The organism is uncultured Fluviicola sp. (assembly GCF_902168135.1).
GTDB lineage: Bacteria > Bacteroidota > Bacteroidia > Flavobacteriales_D > Crocinitomicaceae > Fluviicola.
In genome coordinates this window covers 108,151-126,666 of the sequence record NZ_CABHOL010000034.1, presented here as the reverse complement: position 1 = coordinate 126,666, position 18,516 = coordinate 108,151, and the positions used below count along the sequence as shown (strand labels likewise).

At 42.2% G+C, this 18,516-nt stretch carries 16 protein-coding genes; 3 read left to right on the top strand and 13 right to left on the bottom strand.

What is annotated here, in order from left to right; genetic code table 11:
• The 12 genes from QZT69_RS13025 to QZT69_RS12970 form a co-directional block, all read right to left on the bottom strand.
• Positions 1-3,987 (bottom strand): gliding motility-associated C-terminal domain-containing protein, encoded by a 3,987-nt coding sequence (locus QZT69_RS13025; RefSeq protein ID WP_294674851.1) that lies wholly within the window; start codon positions 3,985-3,987, stop codon positions 1-3.
• A gap of 278 nt (positions 3,988-4,265) precedes the next feature.
• Positions 4,266-4,754 (bottom strand): 1,2-phenylacetyl-CoA epoxidase subunit PaaD, encoded by a 489-nt coding sequence (gene paaD, locus QZT69_RS13020; protein WP_294674848.1) that lies wholly within the window; start codon positions 4,752-4,754, stop codon positions 4,266-4,268.
• Entirely contained in the window at positions 4,748-5,386 is a 639-nt protein-coding gene (paaC, locus tag QZT69_RS13015) for a 1,2-phenylacetyl-CoA epoxidase subunit PaaC (protein ID WP_294674880.1), read from the bottom strand. The genes paaD and paaC overlap by 7 nt, the downstream gene beginning before the upstream one ends.
• Before the next feature lie 200 nt (positions 5,387-5,586).
• Positions 5,587-5,874 carry a 1,2-phenylacetyl-CoA epoxidase subunit PaaB gene (gene paaB / locus QZT69_RS13010; protein WP_294674846.1) on the bottom strand — a complete coding sequence of 96 codons (288 nt, stop codon included), beginning with the start codon at positions 5,872-5,874 and terminating at the stop codon, positions 5,587-5,589.
• A gap of 12 nt (positions 5,875-5,886) precedes the next feature.
• Positions 5,887-6,834 carry a 1,2-phenylacetyl-CoA epoxidase subunit PaaA gene (gene paaA / locus QZT69_RS13005; protein WP_294674844.1) on the bottom strand — a complete coding sequence of 316 codons (948 nt, stop codon included), beginning with the start codon at positions 6,832-6,834 and terminating at the stop codon, positions 5,887-5,889.
• Positions 6,835-7,179: 345 nt separating this feature from the next.
• A complete protein-coding gene (locus QZT69_RS13000; RefSeq protein WP_294674842.1) occupies positions 7,180-7,926 on the bottom strand; it encodes a DUF4476 domain-containing protein in 747 nt (248 codons plus the stop codon).
• A gap of 116 nt (positions 7,927-8,042) precedes the next feature.
• Positions 8,043-9,161, bottom strand: coding sequence for a DNA polymerase III subunit beta (gene dnaN / locus QZT69_RS12995; RefSeq protein ID WP_294674840.1), 1,119 nt, complete (start codon positions 9,159-9,161; stop codon positions 8,043-8,045).
• A gap of 99 nt (positions 9,162-9,260) precedes the next feature.
• A complete protein-coding gene (locus tag QZT69_RS12990; protein ID WP_294674838.1) occupies positions 9,261-10,298 on the bottom strand; it encodes a hypothetical protein in 1,038 nt (345 codons plus the stop codon).
• Between the two features lie 4 nt (positions 10,299-10,302).
• A complete protein-coding gene (locus QZT69_RS12985) occupies positions 10,303-12,111 on the bottom strand; it encodes a Gldg family protein (RefSeq protein WP_294674836.1) in 1,809 nt (602 codons plus the stop codon).
• A gap of 4 nt (positions 12,112-12,115) precedes the next feature.
• Positions 12,116-12,871 carry an ABC transporter permease subunit gene (locus tag QZT69_RS12980; RefSeq protein WP_294674834.1) on the bottom strand — a complete coding sequence of 252 codons (756 nt, stop codon included), beginning with the start codon at positions 12,869-12,871 and terminating at the stop codon, positions 12,116-12,118.
• 105 nt (positions 12,872-12,976) lie between these two features.
• Entirely contained in the window at positions 12,977-13,300 is a 324-nt protein-coding gene (locus QZT69_RS12975) for a putative quinol monooxygenase (RefSeq protein ID WP_294674832.1), read from the bottom strand.
• A 110-nt stretch (positions 13,301-13,410) separates the two neighbouring features.
• Positions 13,411-14,259, bottom strand: a complete 849-nt coding sequence (locus tag QZT69_RS12970; RefSeq protein ID WP_294674830.1) for an SAM-dependent chlorinase/fluorinase — start codon at positions 14,257-14,259, stop codon at positions 13,411-13,413.
• Positions 14,260-14,360: 101 nt separating this feature from the next.
• On the opposite strand from QZT69_RS12970, the gene QZT69_RS12965 reads away from it, so the two are divergent.
• Positions 14,361-15,371: a PhoH family protein gene (locus tag QZT69_RS12965; RefSeq protein WP_294674829.1), complete on the top strand. Its 1,011-nt coding sequence runs from the start codon at positions 14,361-14,363 to the stop codon at positions 15,369-15,371.
• A 23-nt stretch (positions 15,372-15,394) separates the two neighbouring features.
• Positions 15,395-16,351, top strand: a complete 957-nt coding sequence (locus QZT69_RS12960) for a phosphoribosylaminoimidazolesuccinocarboxamide synthase (RefSeq protein WP_294674877.1) — start codon at positions 15,395-15,397, stop codon at positions 16,349-16,351.
• Positions 16,352-16,380: 29 nt separating this feature from the next.
• Here QZT69_RS12960 and QZT69_RS12955 read toward each other — a convergent pair whose 3' ends face one another.
• Positions 16,381-17,163 (bottom strand): SDR family oxidoreductase, encoded by a 783-nt coding sequence (locus tag QZT69_RS12955; protein ID WP_294674826.1) that lies wholly within the window; start codon positions 17,161-17,163, stop codon positions 16,381-16,383.
• An 89-nt stretch (positions 17,164-17,252) separates the two neighbouring features.
• Between QZT69_RS12955 and QZT69_RS12950 the strand changes: the two genes are divergently transcribed.
• Positions 17,253-18,497 (top strand): histidine kinase dimerization/phosphoacceptor domain -containing protein, encoded by a 1,245-nt coding sequence (locus QZT69_RS12950; protein WP_294674824.1) that lies wholly within the window; start codon positions 17,253-17,255, stop codon positions 18,495-18,497.
• Positions 18,498-18,516: the final 19 nt, after the last annotated feature.

The window sequence follows — 18,516 nt, the reverse complement described above, 5'->3', positions numbered from 1 at the left end:
TTATCTGATCAATGTTAGGTTACCTGATTTTTTAATTTCTTCACCGGTTACCAGTTTCATATCCAGGCGGTAGAAATAAACGCCTGAGTTTTGAGGCTTTCCGTTGAAATTACCATCCCATTGTAAATCGGTGGTTTGAGTTTCGAATACCTGTTCTCCCCATCGATTAAAAATCAATAATTGATAAGTTTCTAAACAAGGAAGCGTTCCTAGCAGACCAAAGGTGTTGTTTACCTCCGGACCACTATTATTCGGTGAGAATACATTTGGTAAAGACAGGTTGTGGCAATCTACAAAAACATTGACGATTACCGTATCAGTTCCCGTACAGCCATTCGGATCGGATCCGACAACAATATAGTTATTTGAAGACGTTGGAATACAGATCGGATTATCGCAATCATCGCAGGATAAATATTGTGCCGGAGTCCATTCATAAGTTGTTGCACCGGTAACCGTAAAAGGAATTTCGGTTCCTATATTGACAAACATGACATCCGGTGTTGCTTCTACTATGATTGAACCACTGGTACCTATTGAAATAATTTCATTCAGTCGGCATCCATTTGCATCTGTTACAGTAACCTTGTAATCTCCTGCCGGAATTCCGGAAATAGTTTGTCCGTCAATCTCCAGATCACGCCAGGAATAATAATACGGACCAACACCTCCTGATGCGGAAACACTGATGCTTGATTCATTGATTCCGGAGCAGTCTACCGGAACAATTACCGGAGTACTGATTAATTGTGGCGGCTGATTAATTTTGAACGTGTCTGTAGCAACACAACCAAATTTATCTGTAATATCCACGTAATAAATGCCTTCACCAACATTCGCAAGATTTTGACCGGTAGATCCGGAACTCCATTGATAGGTATATGGCGGAGCACCACCGCTAACATTTAAAATAACACTTCCCGTGAGATCACCATAACAGCGTACATGAGTCAGATTGGCCAAATTAATATTTGGAATATTGGCACTCGCCTTGACGTAGACTTCTACTGCTGAAGCGGTAGTTTGAAGTGAACACCCATTATCACCTGTAACAGTGAGCGTTAACGTAACAACAGTTCCTAAATCTCCGGGGCCGGCTGTATAAGTGGGGGAATTTGTATTTGCATCTATAAGTGTTCCTGTACCATTATGAGTCCAGGAAGGAGTGCCATTTGTTATAGTGACTCCCTGGATTTGCTTGGTTGCTCCCGGACAAAGTGTATCTGTAGGATCTGTTATTTGAATAGAAGGTGGAGCATCAATAAAAAAAGTATAGGTTGCGTAACTTGTTTCCGGAAAACAAGTGTTATTACTCAGTAATTCCATACTTAAAGTTACAGTATTTCCACTCTCAGTAGCAGAGGGAAAATAGGTCGGTGTTGCGCTTGTAGGGTCAGAAATTGAACCAAGACCATTACTGCTCCAGAATATTGATCCGGCTAATGCAGTTACACCTGAAACCGTTCCACTTCCACTTGCGCAGATGGTATCAGATCCGCCGGCTAAAGCTAAAGGAAGCGGATCGATATAAATAGTATAGGTTGCTGAAGCGGTCTGTGGAGCACAAGCATTAATACTGGTTACTGTCAAAGTAAGTATGACAGGATTCCCACCGTCAGATAGGACAGGAGTGTAGATAGGTCCCAATGCCGTAGGGTTAGCCAGGGTGCCATTACCATTATGTGTCCAGTTAATGGTTCCATAGGTTGCTGTTGCTCCGGTAACAGGAGCATCAGAAGTAACGCAAACAGTAGTTGTCCCACCTGCCACTGCTATTGGAGCGTGCTGAACAATCAAACTTATAGTTGCACTTGCTACGTTGGGAGCACAGGCATTATTACTGGTTACATTTAAAATTAACGTAATGGCATTTCCCGCGTCTGAAGGAGCCGGAGTATAAGTTGGGGATGCGGTATTTCCATTGGTAATTGTTCCGGAACCATTGTGGGTCCAGTTGGCTGTTCCATAATTGAAAGAAGCCCCAGATACCGTGTACGGATTACTTTCACAGATAGTAGCATTACCCCCGACAGTTGCTTTAGGAAGACGATCTACGGTTACATAATAAACGGCAGAAACCGACGACGGAGCGCAGGAGTTATTGCTTGACACATTAATTGTCAGAGAAACAGTATTCCCGGCATCTAAGATCGAAGGAGTGTAAGTTGGTGTTAAACCGGTTGAATTCGTTATAAATCCACTTCCATTATGTGTCCAGGAAATAATGCCGTTTGCTGCTGAAACCCCTGAAACCGTTGCAAAAGAGTTGGAACAAATAGTGGACGAATTAGTGACAGATACCGTAGGCAAACCTTGAACTGTAATAGAGAAATCAGCAGTTGAAGTGGCAGTACCACAGCTGTTACTTGAAACTGTTAGTGTCAGAGTTACGATATTTCCCACATCACCGGGACCTGGTGTATAAGTGGGATTAATCAACGTCGGATTTGTTAGTGTTCCGGTCCCGTTATGGCTCCAGCTGAGAGTTCCGTTCGTAGCCATAGCCCCGGAAACTGTTATCGAACTGTTTTCACAAATAGTTGCAATTCCACCGGAAATAGCCAGAGGAAGTGGTGTGACATTTAAAACATGGAATGCCTGGGCTGAGGCAGGAGCACAAGCATTTGTACTCGTGACTGTCAGCGTTAGAATTATCGTATTTCCATTATCCAAAATACTCGGCGTATATGTTGGCGATGCAGTATTGGCGTTCGTCAAAGTACCGTTTCCGTTATGTGTCCAGCTAATTGTTCCAAATTGAGCATTGGCAGTAGTAATTGTGAAATTACCTGAAGAGCAGATAGAATTCGTTACACCATCGGTTGCTATTGGGTTCCCTTGCACAATGATATTGTAGGTTGCCTGAGCAGTGGCCGGTGCGCAAGAATTATTACTGGTAGTTGTTAATGTTAGAACGACTGTTTGCCCGGCATCAAAAGAAGATGGAGTATAAGTGGGAGTTAAAGTAGTTGTATTTGTAAGTGACCCGCTGCCGTTATGTGTCCATGAAATGGTTCCGTTTGATGAAGAGGCACCGCTTACTGTAACTGAACTATTGACGCAGATTACCGAAGTTCCGCCTGCCGTAGCAGTAGGGGGTTGCTGTACGGTAATGGCACATTGTACCGTATTCGGACAGCCTATATCATCCGTTGCAGTCAAAAAATACGTTCCGGAATTACCCGCATTTGCACTGTTGATTGTTGCATTAGGATTGGTACTTGTGAAACTGTTCGGGCCGGTCCAGCTAAAAGTTAAGTTGTTTCCCGTTCCACCACCGGTCAATTGAATATTTCCACCCTGACAAATAATACCGGTAGATGCGGTACTGGCTGCAACAGTGTTGAGTGTAAAGTTTCCGGGGGTAAAATTGACACAGATCGAGTTGTTGGAAGCTGTAATCATGTTATCGAACAAGGTCTTTGAGGGAACCCATGTATTTCCGGATCCGCTCAAATATTGTGCATCAGCCGGAGAAAAACTCTCCATGAGAACCGAATAAGAGAAGTTCCCGGTTACAGGAACCACAAAAGTATTATTCGGGTAATAGATCACGGGGGATGAGAAAGTTACGGTTGCCCGCACAGGAACCGCAGTATTCACAACAAATGCACTTGAAGTATTTTGGTAGCGATAACTTGTTCTTCCCGTATAAACAATAACTCCGGCTGCCAGGTTCGACATACCTGCATTGTAAACCAGGTTTGACATTCCACTGCAGGGTCCGCCTGCCGGAGTAGGATTGAAACCATTTATTGCACTGAATAAGGTGTCATTGATAGTGAACCCGTAGCAATTAGTGTTGAACGCCGGCCAGGAAGAATTGGTGAAGGAATAATTCAACCCTCCTGTTAAAGCGTATGCAAATGGAGTGGCAGAACTAAGTGTAACAGTCGTTCCTGTAGGTGGTGAAGCTGGAACCTGGGCAAAAATTGAGCTGCTCAGCAGCAAACAAAAAGTACCTATTAACAAACTCAATCTGATCATAGGATGAAAAAATTAAGTCGGAAATAAGAATGGGAAATTTTTCTAGAACAACGATTTACGGCCGATGATTGCGCGTGTTTAGATAACTCACTCAAAAGCAAATCGTTAGCTTGAATACAGGTATCTTTCGTCGTCATAAATGTGCAGTTGATTAAACAATCGGCGCAAATATACGTATTTAACAGAATAATTATTTGATAATGCACTAGTTGATTACTGTCAGTTACGAAGCGTAACCCACAAATAACACATTGGTTAAAACCTATTAATTTTTGAACTTATCTCAGGCACTTGAAATAGTCAAATGGTTCCAGGCAATCGTTGCATTGGTAAAGCGCTTTGCAGGCAGTGCTTCCGAATTGACTGAGCATTTTTGTGTTTTCGGAACCACATTGAGGACACCTTACAACAGGGGCATCACCAAACAAGATCAATTTATCGACTTCATTTACCGGAGGCGCTATTCCATAAGCCAATAGCTTTTCTTTACCAGCTTCGCTCATCCAGTCAGTAGTCCATGCCGGAGAAAGAACAGTGTGGAAAGTGATTTTTTCAAAGCCTTTTTCGGTGAGCAATTCCCGGATATTTTTTTCGATGTAATTCATTGCAGGACATCCCGAATAGGTAGGAGTGATGGTTACCTCAACTTCTTTTTCCGAAATCACTTTTACAGCACGAACAATCCCAAGATCAATAACCGAAAGTACCGGAACTTCAGGATCCGGTACTTCTTCTAAATAATTCCATATGGTCGTTTCATTTACCATTCCATATTCGGATATGCGCGCTGCATGTATTGCATTTCCGCTAGTAAATGACCAAAATGTTCAGTATGTCTTCCCAATCTCCCCCCGTTTAGTTTCCACTTGGAATCGGGCAGCTGAAGGGTTGCCTGCTGTAACACGTATTGAATACGCTCGTTAAATGCAGGGCGCAAAGTTTCGAGGTCAATTGCAACTCCCTGGGAAATCAATTCCTTGTCCACATCATCCATGTAGAATAACTCATCGGAGAATTTCCAAAGCAGGTTCAAAGCATCGGTTACCCGTTTGTTCGATTCCTCGGTTCCATCTCCCATACGAATTATCCATTCGGAAGAATGTTTCCAATGATATTTCGTTTCTTTCAAAGATTTTTCCGCAATCGCTGCAAGCTGTTTATCTGCCGAGTGCTGTAATGCTTCGTAGAAAGGAAGTCTGAAAGTGTCGAAGATCCATTGACGAACAATTGTTACTGCAAAATCTCCGTTTTTCTGTTCTACTAATTGTGTGTTAAAATATTGATTTTCAAACCTTAGAAAAGCAAGATCATCCGCACTTCGTCCTTTGTCTTCAACCTGAGCGGCATATTCCAGTAAACTGGTAGCCTGCCCGATCAAATCCAACGCTATGTTCGTCAGCGCAATGTCTTCCTCAATGATAGGTCCGTGACCACACCATTCGGAAAGTCTCTGGCCGAGATCAAGCTGTCATCAGCTATGCGTAATGTATATGTAAATAAGTTGTTCATATTTTGATTTTAAGATATTAGGACTTTAAGATGTTAAGACCGGACAAATTAAGTCCCGAAATCTTACTGTCTTGAAGTCTTAAAATCCAATTACATGTGTCCTACACCATCCGGTACTTCGTAAAAAGTAGGATGACGATAGATTTTGCTGTTAGCCGGTTCGAACAATGCATCCGAATCCGCAGGGTCCGAAGCAAATACCTGGGAAGATTCAACTACCCAAATAGAGATTCCTTCACTGCGTCTGGTATAAACATCGCGGGCGTTTTCAACAGCCATTTCTGCGTCTGCTGCGTGAATGCTTCCAACATGTTTGTGGTTTAACCCCACTTTACTTCTTATAAAAACTTCCCATAAAGGCCAATCTTTTCCTGCCATTGCTGTATAATATTAAGATGCTTTTCTTGCTTTTTTCTTTTCTGCGTGGGCCATTGCTGCCTCGCGGACCCACATTCCGTCTTCTTTAGCTTTCAAACGTGCTGCGATACGTTCAGCATTACATGGTCCGTTTCCGCTGACAACCTGCCAGAACTCATCCCAGTTAATTTCACCGGAATCATAATGTCCGCGTTCTTCATTCCATTTCAGGTCTTTGTCCGGAATGGTCAAACCAATTAATTCAGCCTGTGGAACGGTAGCATCAATGAACATCTGCCGCAGCTCATCGTTGGTGTGTCTTTTGATCTTCCAATCGATAGACTGCTGGGTATGTGTGGAAGCTTCATCACTTGGTCCGAACATCATCAATGCCGGCCACCAAAAACGATTTAATGCATCCTGGGCCATTGCTTTTTGTTCTTCGGATCCTTTCATCAAAGTACACATAATCTCGTATCCCTGGCGTTGGTGGAAAGATTCCTCTTTACAGATACGCACCATTGCACGTGCATACGGACCGTAAGATGTTCTGCACAACGGAACCTGGTTCATAATTGCAGCTCCGTCAACCAACCAGCCCACAGCACCCATATCAGCCCAGGTTAAGGTCGGATAGTTGAAAATGGAAGAATATTTTGCTTTTCCTGAATGCATGTCATCAATGCTTTCCTCCCGGGAGGCACCCAGCGTTTCCATAGCACTATACAGGTATTGGCCGTGACCTGCTTCATCCTGAACTTTAGCCAATAAAACAGCTTTACGCCTTAAATTCGGAGCACGCGTAATCCAGTTTCCTTCCGGAAGCATCCCGACAATTTCAGAATGTGCATGCTGCGAGATTTGGCGGATTAATGTCTTTCTATAAGCATCAGGCATCCAGTCTTTAGGCTCAATGCGAATATCCTGCTTTAGTTTCTCATTAAACGCAGCCTCTAAATCGGCTAAATTTTGTTCTTTCATATAGCTAGTTATGAGACCCAAAGATAGTGAATTTTACACAATTTCACTACATATTAAAAGGCCGTTCATCCGAATTTCATTCTGAAGTGACTTTAGCGGATGAGGTAAATAAATCGTTTTTAATTGAAATAGAAATGTTGAACTGTTTGATAGACGATTTGAAAAGTTTACTTCAGATCTAAATCACTCTCAAAACACACACTCTTCCCTGAAAAGAACGGGGCGGAGTGAGTTTGAGTGTTAGAGAAGAGGGAAAAAAAACGGGATCATTACTTTCGTAACCATCCCGTTCTTTTTGTTGGTATTGGATCTAAATTTTGATGTATGCATCAAAATGGGTTTGTTTTATAGAGTGCTGATGTAATCCTGCAGGTCGCTGTAGTTGGAAGAGAAGGTAAATGTTTCTCTCAATAAGAAATAATTTCCTTTATCATAACAACTCGTATATGCTGCTTTTGCCCAGTCTAACCGATTGCTGTCGAAAGTGAAAGTTGCAGCAATATCTTTGATCTGGCTTGCAGATAAATTCATCTTAGAAGCGTATACTTTTGCATTTTGCAAACGGCTGCTGTCAAAACTCTCAGATCTCAGGCTGCTTAAAAACTGGCTAAAATACTGGTTGTTTGTGGTTTGCCCCTGGTTATAATAACCGTCACTCTGGTAGTTCGGATAGGTTCCGCAGTGGTTGTTTTGATAACCTCCACCGTAATAACCGTTTCCGTTGTTACCGTAGTTTACGTTGCCTACATTTCCGTTTCCGTTCCATCCACCGTTTGTATATCCCATCGGATTGCTTGCAACAATGGTAAGTGTTCCATACATATCCAGTTCTGCTACCAATTGAGTGTTGTGAGGAATATTCAGGTTGTTCTTGAAAACGACCTGGCCGTTCATTTTGTCGACAACTTTTACCTGAGTGTTTCCTGCATACAGGTTGTAAAATTGATACGTATTGATAGTATTTGTTTGCGTTTGGCTGGAAGCGCTGACAATAAATTGACCTTGTCTGTTAACTCGCAAAACTAATTCAGAAGCATGTGCGAGTGTACAGGTTAAAAGTACTAGTGCGAATGTGAAGTAGATCTTTTTCATGACTTTGAATTTTATAATTGATGTAGTAATAAAATTCGTGCCAAAAAAAATGAATTTAAAAAAGTAGGGCTGTAAAATTTTACAGCCCTACTTTTTTAATATTGAAAATCAGTTGATTACCTGTTAATCATTACCGGCATTACCAGCATTAAAATATCTTCGTGCTCGTTATCTGAAGTATTCGGCATCAATAGACCTGCTCTGCTTGGTTCACTCATGGCAATTTTAACTTCCGGAGCATCGATATTGTTTAGCATTTCCATCAGGAATCGGCTGTTGAATGCGATTTCAATATCCGTTCCGTCGTAATTACAAGTCAGACGCTCATTCGCTTCATTGGAGAAATCCAGGTCTTCTGCAGAAATATTCAATTCACTTCCGGCAATTTTTAATTTTACCTGGTGTGTAGTTTTGTTGGCAAAAATCGAAACTCGTTTGATAGCTCCCAGGAACTGTAAACGATCAACGATTAGAATGTTTGGATTTTCCTTCGGAATTACTGCTTCATAATTCGGGTATTTCCCATCGATCAAACGGCACATTAAAACAATATCGTTGAACGTGAAAATTGCGTTTGAATCCGTGTATTCTACCTGAACTTCTTCATCTCCGCGTAAATTGGACTTCAACAAGTTCAATGGTTTTTTCGGAAGAATGAATGCTGATCCTCCGGTTGCCTGACCGTCTGTTCTGCGGTATCTAACCAATTTATGAGCATCCGTAGCAACGAATGTGATATCGGAAGGGCTGAACTGGCAGTACATACCGCTCATTACCGGGCGTAAATCATCATTTCCTGCAGCAAAAAGCGTTTTGTTAATCGCGCTGGAAATAATCTCACCTGAAATGCGGATGCTGGTGCTGTTCTCAATAGCCGGAGTTTTAGGGAACTCTTCGCCGTTGAACCCGACCATTTTTGATTTACCGTTGTCGTAAACGATCTCCACCCCGAAAGAAGCTGTATCGATCTTGAATGTACACGGCTGATCCGGAAGGTTCTTCAATACATCCAAAAGCATTTTAGCGGGAATTGCCACTTTGCCAGAATCGGTTGCTTCAACTTCCATGGTTGTCTGCATGGTTGTCTCCAAATCGGAAGCGGAAATGATCAATTGGCTGTCCGAAATGTTGAACAAAAAGTTATCAAGGATCGGCAAAGTATTACTAGTGCTTAAAACACCGCTGATGCTTTGAAGATGACGTAGTAAATTCGTACTGGATACGATAAAATTCATACTGATTGGTTATTTACGAGAACAAATATACCAATTATTCAAGGGATGAGTGGTTGAAAATCCAACTCTTTCCCGACAGTTTTCAACGAGATATTAACCTTATTGGATAGTTCCGTATCGATTCGGGTTGAAGTAAACATGCCCCATAATTATAGGGTTGAAGACGAAATACTGGCATTTAACAACCTGTCCGTCCGGAAGTTCACACCAGAATCTGTTAATATCATAGTCTGCCTTGTCTCCAAAATCATCTACCTCACCATCTCCGGTTGCTTTGATGCGGAACATGCGCAATTTTTTCTTTTCGCCCTTGGTTGTACGAACTTTCAATTCACAGAATGGGGTAGATCGTTTTAAACTATCCAACTGCTTGTCATTCAGTTCGTAATTCGGGTTCTCGAAGTTGATGCGTTTGTAGTTTAACAAGTATCGGTAAACCATATTGGTATCAAGACTTGTCAAGTACTTGCCTCCGTATTTTACCAGGTAATCGTTTTTGATTTTGCGGACTTCAAAGCTTCTGTCAGGTCTTCCTGTGAAGGTCACATTCACTTCCGCAATTTCCTGCATCTGGTAAGCAAAAATTCCGGAACACTGCCATTTTCTGGGGTCGGCGAAGAAACGTGGTTCAATAATTCCTTTCATTCCTTTGATCTCGGCAATTACCGGTAAGTCGCTTTTTCCTGCTTCTTCCGATTCTACCAGCATGTAGGTTCCGTGATGGTCGGAAGTGGCCCCGCCGATATACCAGGTTTTGCTCCATTCATCGTTCTGGAAATACTGAACTTTGATGCCAAGTGTTGAAATGCGGTTGATGACGGTTTTTACCGAGTTTTCAGGCACATATCCTTTGAATCGTACATTGTATAGCGCTTCAAGGATGTTAAATACCTGTATCGGCTGAACGCATTCCCCTTTATCATCTGTCCAAGAATTCCCGTTACGGATCAGGGTCATTTCCATCCCGTTCGGTTCTGTAATAATAATTTTATTGACGGATGCGGTATCTTGTATTTCAAAGTTGAAAGCTGCAAGGTTTCCGTCGGATTTTCCTTTGTTGCTGATTAATCGGGCAGTGAAAATTCCTAATCCCACCAATAATCCGATTCCTAAAATAACGATGATAATTCTTTTCATATGACTAAGAACGTGCGTAACGGCGTTTACGCAAGTAGAATAATAAAATTGCTAATAAAATAATAAAGAATGAAGGAAGCACGACATTGATAACCATGTACTTCGTACGTTGGTCTTTGATCTTTTCCTTATCAATAGGATGAATGTCAATTTGCTTGCTTCGGATATCCAGTACGGAGTTATCTCCCATCATGTAATCGACCAGGTTTTGGAAGAACTCCTGGTTTCCGTAAATCAGCGGCTGCATGCGCATCTGGGCCATTACTTCGTCATAGCGCAGGTTGTTGAATGAGATCGGTCGATACATCATTTTGCCGGTTTTACTTGGCATGGAATCGTAGTAATTCGCAATGAATGAACCGTTCCCGACTACCATGACTTTTCCTTCTTCTCTGCTGCTTGTCAGAAATCCTGATTCCGGGTTTTTGGCAAATTCATCCGTCAAACGGTTCTTGAAGTGTGAATCAAATTTTCCTTCTGCTATTCCGGCAAGACAAATCTTGTTGTTTTCAGATGTCGGATTGTCAGCCAAAATAGGGACCTTTCCATAATTCATTGGCATAGCCAGACTAATCAGAGGTGCCATACCGGTTACGCGTGAGTTTGTTGAACTGGTTAATACCGGGGAAACCAATCTTTTTTCGTTCGGGATTAATTGGATCTGGGATGCATAACGAAGCATAACCGGTTCGATATTCCGTGCAATCGGATGCTTGGTCGGTGTGGCTGCGACGTAGAAAAACCAAGGCAGTAAACTTTGTTTCGCAAATGGCGTCTGAATAGGTGCACAACGAACATCCATTACATAATTGTCGTTGGTCTTGATCCCGTAATCAAAAAGCAGCTTGTCCAGGCCAAGTTCTGTTCGTATGGTGCTAACCATTCCTGTTCTGTTCAGGGAATCCTGCGGGAAAGTCAATTTGTCGAAGAAACACATCAATCTTCCGCCGCGCATCACAAACTGATCAATGATGTAAAGGTCTTTATCTGAATAGGCTGTTCTTGGTCTTGCAATAATTGCTCCCGTAAATCCGTCCAGGGCTCTCAGTGAATCTTTCATTACGACATCTTCTACTGAGTAGTATGGTTCCAACAATGAACGGACGCGTTGTGTTTCGGCAAAACGAAGCTCTCCATGTCCGCCAATAAAAGCAATTCGCGGTTTTTGTTTCTGAATGGTTCTTCTCAATGCCGAGATCAGCATGTATTCCAGGTTGTTGATGGAGTTCTGGATCGTTGTTTCCGAGAATTCTTTCGACAATTGAGCAGGCTGTCCCTGTGGTGAACCTGGTAATAATTGGATGTAATTTTTGGTAAATCCTTCGTATTCGATTTCTGCTCCCGGCCACAAAGTCATTTGGGTTTGAGAGCCGTCTTTTTGGTAAACGATCTCCAACGGAATGATTCCTTTTCCTTTGCTGTAAAGTATTTGGAACAAACTGTTTTGCTCCGCTTCGGTCCCAACAAGCGGGTCGATAAATTCATATTCGATACGGTCACCGGCAATTTCTTTGAACTCAGCTAATTTATCTTCGACCGCATTTCTAAAGCGTTTGATTTCTGCCGGAAGCTTTCCTTCCAGGTAGATTTTTAAATACAATCGGTTGACCTTGTTGTTATCCTTCCCTGCTTCTTTCATTTTTTCCAGGAACTCGATAGAACCTCCTGAAAGTGAATATCGCTCATCTTCGGTCATATCAATCCGCGAATACAGGAATGTCCCGATAATGTTCAGGAATACAACAACTCCTACAATGATTCCCAATACGATCCAGTTGTAGAACTTTTTTACTTTGTTACTGCTTTCAGCCATCGGGTTAACGTTTCAAAGATTTAACAACTGTAAGGGTTGCAGCCAGGAAGATTGCAATCACCCCGAAAAAATAAATAAGATCGCTGGTGTCAATGACACCTTTTTTGATACTCGTATAATGAGACCAGAGTCCCAAATATTGGAATACAATGTCAAAATCACCCATCAGGTTGAATGATCCGAGCTGATCAAAACCATCGTAGAAAAGCCAGCACAGGAACATGGCAATAATGAAGGACACGATCTGGTTACTTGTAATTGCAGAGGAAAAGATGCCGATCGCGATTAAACAAGAGCCAAGTAGGATAAGTCCCAGGTAAGAAGTGAAAGTTGCTCCTTCATCGATAACTGTTTTTGCAACTCCGTCTTCGTCAAAAGCATCTGCCCCCAGGCTTACCATGCTGTAGTAATAAATCAAAGTCGGAAGAAGTGAGATCAATAATAAAGTAACACCGGCAAGGTATTTTGCGGCAATTATCTGGAAATCGGTAATCGGTCTGGTAAAAAGTAATTCAATGGTCCCGGTTTTTCGTTCTTCCGCGATCATACGCATGGTAATTGCCGGAATCAGTACGCACAATACATAAGGGGCAACATTGAAAAACGGGATCATATCAGCCTCTTCACCCTCCATCAAATTGGAAGGCCCGCTCACAAGCCAAAGCATTATTCCGGTAAACACGAGGAAAATGACAATGAAAATATATCCGATAACTGAGCCTAAAAAACTCCTGATCTCTTTCCAGTAAAGTGCTTTCATATCTAATTAACTTCGGCAAAAATAAGAACAATATTGAGAATCTGTTTAAATTCTATTCACTTCCGTGAATCGTTTTCGGAAGCCATTTAGAGTAGCTATAAACGTTTAATCGGAAAGATGGTTGGGTTCAAACGAACCATCTTCAAAATAAGTGTTTACACTCCATGCTTCGGGTTTTCCGCCAAACCAGGGTTTGATTGTCGACCACACTCCGCCGAATAAATCCGAATCCCGGTAGTTGTTTAACGCAGCTTCATCCTTCCAGTTACTATAAGTGAAAATAATATTCGGATGATGGATATCCTGCATCAAACGCATGCCGTAACAATTTTCGAATGTACTGACACGTGTATTGATGGTGTCAAAAAAGGCCAGGAAATCTGCTGTTTTTTCTTCCCGGAATGTCAGTTTAACAATTCGTGTGAGCATATTATTAAGTTTAAGTAGTTCAAAATGTTCAATAGTTCAAACCGTTCATTTTTACATTTTTATCCATTGAACTCTTTAAACTTTTTCAACCTTTTGAACTTGTTTTGGTATCAAAACAAAGAGTCGATAGTTTTAGCAGATCCCCGAGGGGTGAATTCTACCCGGACCAAATCATGGATCCGTAATCCGAACAAGGAGTCTGCACCGCCGCCATTTCCTGTTGCTCCTTTGTTGATAGCAATCTCGAGTAAACCGTTGTCGTTGAAAAAGGCAAGCCGTTCTCCCGGAGCTACATCGTTATAAGTACTTGAAATCTCATCGATGTAATATTCCCGCTTGCGGAAAAGGATCGTAAACGGAGCATCTTCAAACCGGTCGAATATTTCCCGGGTAATATTGGTAATCGCATTTCCGTAATGGTCGATATGAACAATAGAACCCTTGATGAGGTTTTCTTCAATAACTGCATTCACGGTATGGGCAACACGCCAGGAAGTTTCTTCCGAGCCGATGTTTTCTAATTTTTCGCCGGAGAGTATACGCACAGCTGTCGGTACAAAGATGTTTTTCACCGGGAACCGCAGTCCTTTCGGATTGGAGAGCACATTGTCAATTCTCCAGAAACCGTCCGGCTTTTCATCCCGAAGGATTAAAGCGAAGATTCCGTTATCGTTTGAAATGAAATAATGTCCCTTGAAAAACATGATGCTCGGATAGGCTCCATTGCTGGAATTGATGATCGGTTCGCTGTCAACCCCGATAATGTGAATCGTGCCTTCCGGAAATTCCCGGAAAGAGGCCTGGATGTAATAACTGGCGTCTGCAATGTCGAACGGACGGACCTGGTGGGTAATGTCTACAACGGATACCTGCGGGGCCAATTTGAATAAATTTCCCTTTAGAACCGCTACGTAGTAGTCGGTCAATCCCATATCAGTTGTCAAAGTGATAATTCCCATTTGATAAATCGGTCTGTATCCGTTGAAAAAATAATTAAATTTGTTTTCAAAAATAAGGGTTATAATACAACCGGAACTTACAAACAAAAGAATTATTCAAATTGACAGAGAAGAAAATTGAAATTACCGGCGCTAATGTTGCTGAACTATTTGGAGTTAACAATTCCAACCTGAAGCATATCCGGTCTTTTTTTCCAAAATTAAAGATCAATTCGCGCGGAAATGAACTGACTATTGTCGGTGACCCTGAAGTTATGGAGGAATTCGAACGCAAATTTGAATTGATCCTTGCGCATTTTCACCAGTACAATATTTTAACGGAGAACAATATCGACAACCTGATGCTGGACGATGGTTCTGCCATGCTTTCTTCCGACGGAACGGAAACACTTGTTCACGGGAACGGAGGAGTAAAGATCAAGGCAAAAACGCTCAATCAGCGCAAATTGGTACAGGCAGTCAACAAAAGTGATATGGTTTTTGCCGTTGGTCCGGCTGGAACGGGTAAAACGTATACTGCGGTTGCATTGGCTGTCCGTGCGTTGAAAGCAAAAGAGGTGAAACGCATTGTTTTAACCCGACCTGCAGTGGAAGCCGGCGAAAACCTGGGATTCCTTCCGGGAGATTTAAAAGAGAAGCTGGATCCTTACTTAATGCCGTTGTATGATGCTTTGCGGGATATGATTCCGCCGGAAAAACTGGCAGACATGATCGAATTCGGTATTATTGAGATCGCACCTTTGGCATTCATGCGCGGTAGAACCTTAGATAAAGCTTTTGTTATACTGGATGAAGCTCAAAATGCAACTATGATGCAGATGAAGATGTTCCTGACGCGTATGGGACAGACCGCACAATTTGTGATCACGGGAGATATGTCGCAGGTCGATTTGCCTCACCGTCAGCGCTCCGGATTGGCTTATGCACTGGATATTTTGAACGATGTGGAAGGAATTGAGATCATACGGCTGACACAAAGTGATGTTATCCGCCATTCATTGGTGAAACGGATTATCGATGCATTCGATAAAGCAGAAGCAATTGAGAAGGCTAAGAAATTCGAGAAAGAGTCTGAAGAGGAAGAAGCAAAACCAAAATCAAGAAGAAAATAACAAGTTCCAAATTGTAATTTATGTTGAACGAAACAATAACGAGTACCAATTTTAAATTCCCGAAGCAAACGAATGTTTACAGAGGAAAAGTGCGTGAAGTTTACACCATTGATAACGACATTATGGTCATGGTTGCAACAGATCGTATTTCAGCTTTCGACCACATTCTTCCGAAAGGAATTCCATTCAAAGGCCAGGTGCTGAACCAGGTTGCAACGATGTTCCTGGAGGCTACTCGCGATATCGTTCCAAATTGGTTGATCGGAACACCGGATCCTTCCGTTGCAGTGGGATATGCCTGTGAGCCTGTGCGCGTAGAAATGGTTATCCGGGGTTATTTGGCGGGGCATGCTGCCCGTGAGTACGCTTTGGGCAAAAGAATGCTTTGCGGAGTCGTCCTTCCGGAAGGAATGAAAGAAAATGACCGTTTCCCGGAACCGATTATTACTCCTGCAACAAAGGCAGACGAAGGTCATGACGAAGACATTTCCAGAGAGGACATTCTGAAAAATGGAATCGTTCCGGCCGATATTTACGAAAAAATGGAAGCCTACACACGTGCTTTGTTCCAAAGAGGAACTGAAATGGCTGCGGAAAGAGGTTTAATCCTGGTTGATACGAAGTATGAGTTTGGTATCCGGAACGGGGAAGTGATCCTGATCGATGAGATCCACACACCGGATTCTTCCCGTTATTTCTATGCGGATGGTTATGAAGAACGCCAGGAAAAAGGGGAGAACCAACGCCAGCTTTCTAAAGAATTCGTACGTCAATGGCTGATCGAACACGATTTTCAGGGATTGGAAGGGCAGGTGATGCCGGATATGCCGGATTCATTTGTGGAAACAATTACGGAGCGTTACATTGAACTTTACGAAAAAATCACCGGGAACTCCTTCGAAAAAAGCGATACATCGAATATCAACAAGCGCATTGAAACCAATGTTGCTGTGTTTTTAGCTGAAAAAGGTATTATTTAGCACCGGTAGGTATGCGATTAATCGCGTACCTACGTTGCGCTTTGCTTCGCAATAATCTTCCAGAATAATCGAGGGAAGAAACGTTTCAGTGTCACTGCATTGATTTCTTTATTTCCGATCAGGACTTCTTTTTTCTTCTTTTCAACCGCTTTCAGCAAGATGGAAACACATTCCTCTACAGGCATTCCGGTCTTTTGATTGTGGTCCATTTCTCCGTGAGCTTTTCCGTCTTTTCCGAGTGCGCTCATGGAAATCGGGGTGTTGATCTTTCCGGGGAAAGCAATCGTAACGGAAATATTGTTTTTGGCCTCTTCCAATAAAAGACTTTCAAAAAATCCCTGGATAGCATGTTTGCTGGCGCTGTATGCGGAACGCAGGTAAAAACCGAACTTCCCGGCTATGCTCGAAATAGCAATGATGTGCCCGGATTTTTGTTCCTGCATGTATGGAAGAACCGCCTTTGTTAGTGCAATGGTCCCGAAATAATTGATCTCCATGATCCTGCGGTCTACTTCCAGGGAAGTTTCACTTGCTTCTGCACGCTGACTCAAACCGCCGCAGTTATACAAAAAGTCAATCCGTTTGGTTTCGGAAAGTGTTTGTTTTACGACCTCCGGGAAATCGTCGGAATGCTCCAGGTCCAATGGAACAATGAGGTGTTCGTCTGCATTCGGAAGCGAGTTTTTCAATTCCAAAAGCTTTTCTTCATTTCTGCTCGATAAGATCAGTTTCAATCCCTTTTTTGCCAGTTGTCTGCAAATTTCTTCACCGATTCCCGATGAAGCACCTGTGATCCATGCTACTTGTTTCATTGTAATGCGAAAGTACATATTTAGATTTGAGTTGCAATTTTCTGCGTGAATTGTGAAAATTAACTATATTAGACTCATACTGCTAGCGATTGAAAAAATTAGAATCTGACTCTATTCCCGGTGAAGTCGTAACTTACTTTGAAGAGTTGCGGGTGAAGCTTGCTTTTCGAATGACCATGCTGTTTTTAATCATCTTCAGCATTCTTTCCTATACCCGCTATTTCGAATCGGTTGAAAGCTTCAGCATGATGGCTGTCGCTACAGTTATAAGTGCGGTCTGTATGATCCTCATGCGATCAAATAACAGGAACTATTTACTGGTCTTTTACATCTATTCGATATGCGGCTACATGATTGTGGCCTTTGCCTTGATGTTTTATCACAGCAGGATCCATTTAGTGGATGTTTTGTGGCTGATGACCGTTGTATTCCTGGCATTTTTCACTTTGGGACGCAGGTTGGGGTATGTGTTATTATTTTTGGCTATCGTTGTAATCGGACTGTTTATCTTTCTTCACCTGGATAATCAGATCCTGTCTTTGGGGAAACTGACCTTGTATGAAAAGATCTCGCTGTTAATTGAAATCATAGCAGCATTTATATTAAACTTTTACTTGTTTTATTTATTCCTGGAGCTGAATAGGTATTCCGAGCGAAAATTATTGGAATCGTATGCCCAGGTAATGGCTCAGAATACAAGAATCCTGCAGCAGAATGAAGAAAAAACGACGCTTGTAAAGGAAATCCATCACCGTGTCAAAAATAACCTGCAGATTGTAGTTAGTCTTTTGCGCATGCAAAGCCAGGAAGTAGATAACCTGGAGTTCCGGGTGCTGTTCCAGGAGTCTATCAATCGTATTATGGCCATGTCAGTGATCCATCAAAAATTATATCAAAACGATAATTTATGCAGGATTAAAATCGGCGATTATCTGGATGACCTGATTCGTGAAATTATGAGCTTGAGCTTTTCGGAACAAAGTGTCAGGTATGAAATAAAGACTGAAGTGGGGAACATCGGTTTGAAAACATTAGTTCCTGTAGGACTTTTAGTCAATGAACTTGTTTCCAATTCACTCAAGCATGCTTTTGACGACCTGGATAACGCCCGGATTGAGATTGAGATCCAAAAGGAAGGGGAGAATTGCCTGCGGATAAGGTATTTCGATAACGGGATATGGAAGCACCAGGTCGAAAACTCCACTTTTGGCCTGATCCTGATTGATACATTGATTGAACAGCTGGATGGGAGCAAGGAAATTCAACGGGAAGCAAGTGGAACAACTTACTCCATTGTAGTCCTGAACCTGGAAGAGAAAGATATTTTGGCATAAAAAAAATCCTGACGATAAA

What these genes read in the sequence shown, in the direction of transcription:
- QZT69_RS12970 (WP_294674830.1), bottom strand. Translation starts at nt 14,259, where the DNA reads ATGGGAATTATCACTTTGACAACTGATATGGGATTGACCGACTACTAC.
- dnaN (WP_294674840.1), bottom strand. Translation starts at nt 9,161, where the DNA reads ATGAATTTTATCGTATCCAGTACGAATTTACTACGTCATCTTCAAAGC.
- QZT69_RS12990 (WP_294674838.1), bottom strand. Translation starts at nt 10,298, where the DNA reads ATGAAAAGAATTATCATCGTTATTTTAGGAATCGGATTATTGGTGGGA.
- QZT69_RS12975 (WP_294674832.1), bottom strand. Translation starts at nt 13,300, where the DNA reads ATGCTCACACGAATTGTTAAACTGACATTCCGGGAAGAAAAAACAGCA.
- QZT69_RS12980 (WP_294674834.1), bottom strand. Translation starts at nt 12,871, where the DNA reads ATGAAAGCACTTTACTGGAAAGAGATCAGGAGTTTTTTAGGCTCAGTT.
- QZT69_RS12985 (WP_294674836.1), bottom strand. Translation starts at nt 12,111, where the DNA reads ATGGCTGAAAGCAGTAACAAAGTAAAAAAGTTCTACAACTGGATCGTA.
- paaB (WP_294674846.1), bottom strand. Translation starts at nt 5,874, where the DNA reads ATGGCAGGAAAAGATTGGCCTTTATGGGAAGTTTTTATAAGAAGTAAA.
- QZT69_RS13025 (WP_294674851.1), bottom strand. Translation starts at nt 3,987, where the DNA reads ATGATCAGATTGAGTTTGTTAATAGGTACTTTTTGTTTGCTGCTGAGC.
- paaD (WP_294674848.1), bottom strand. Translation starts at nt 4,754, where the DNA reads ATGGTAAATGAAACGACCATATGGAATTATTTAGAAGAAGTACCGGAT.
- QZT69_RS12955 (WP_294674826.1), bottom strand. Translation starts at nt 17,163, where the DNA reads ATGAAACAAGTAGCATGGATCACAGGTGCTTCATCGGGAATCGGTGAA.
- paaA (WP_294674844.1), bottom strand. Translation starts at nt 6,834, where the DNA reads ATGAAAGAACAAAATTTAGCCGATTTAGAGGCTGCGTTTAATGAGAAA.
- QZT69_RS13000 (WP_294674842.1), bottom strand. Translation starts at nt 7,926, where the DNA reads ATGAAAAAGATCTACTTCACATTCGCACTAGTACTTTTAACCTGTACA.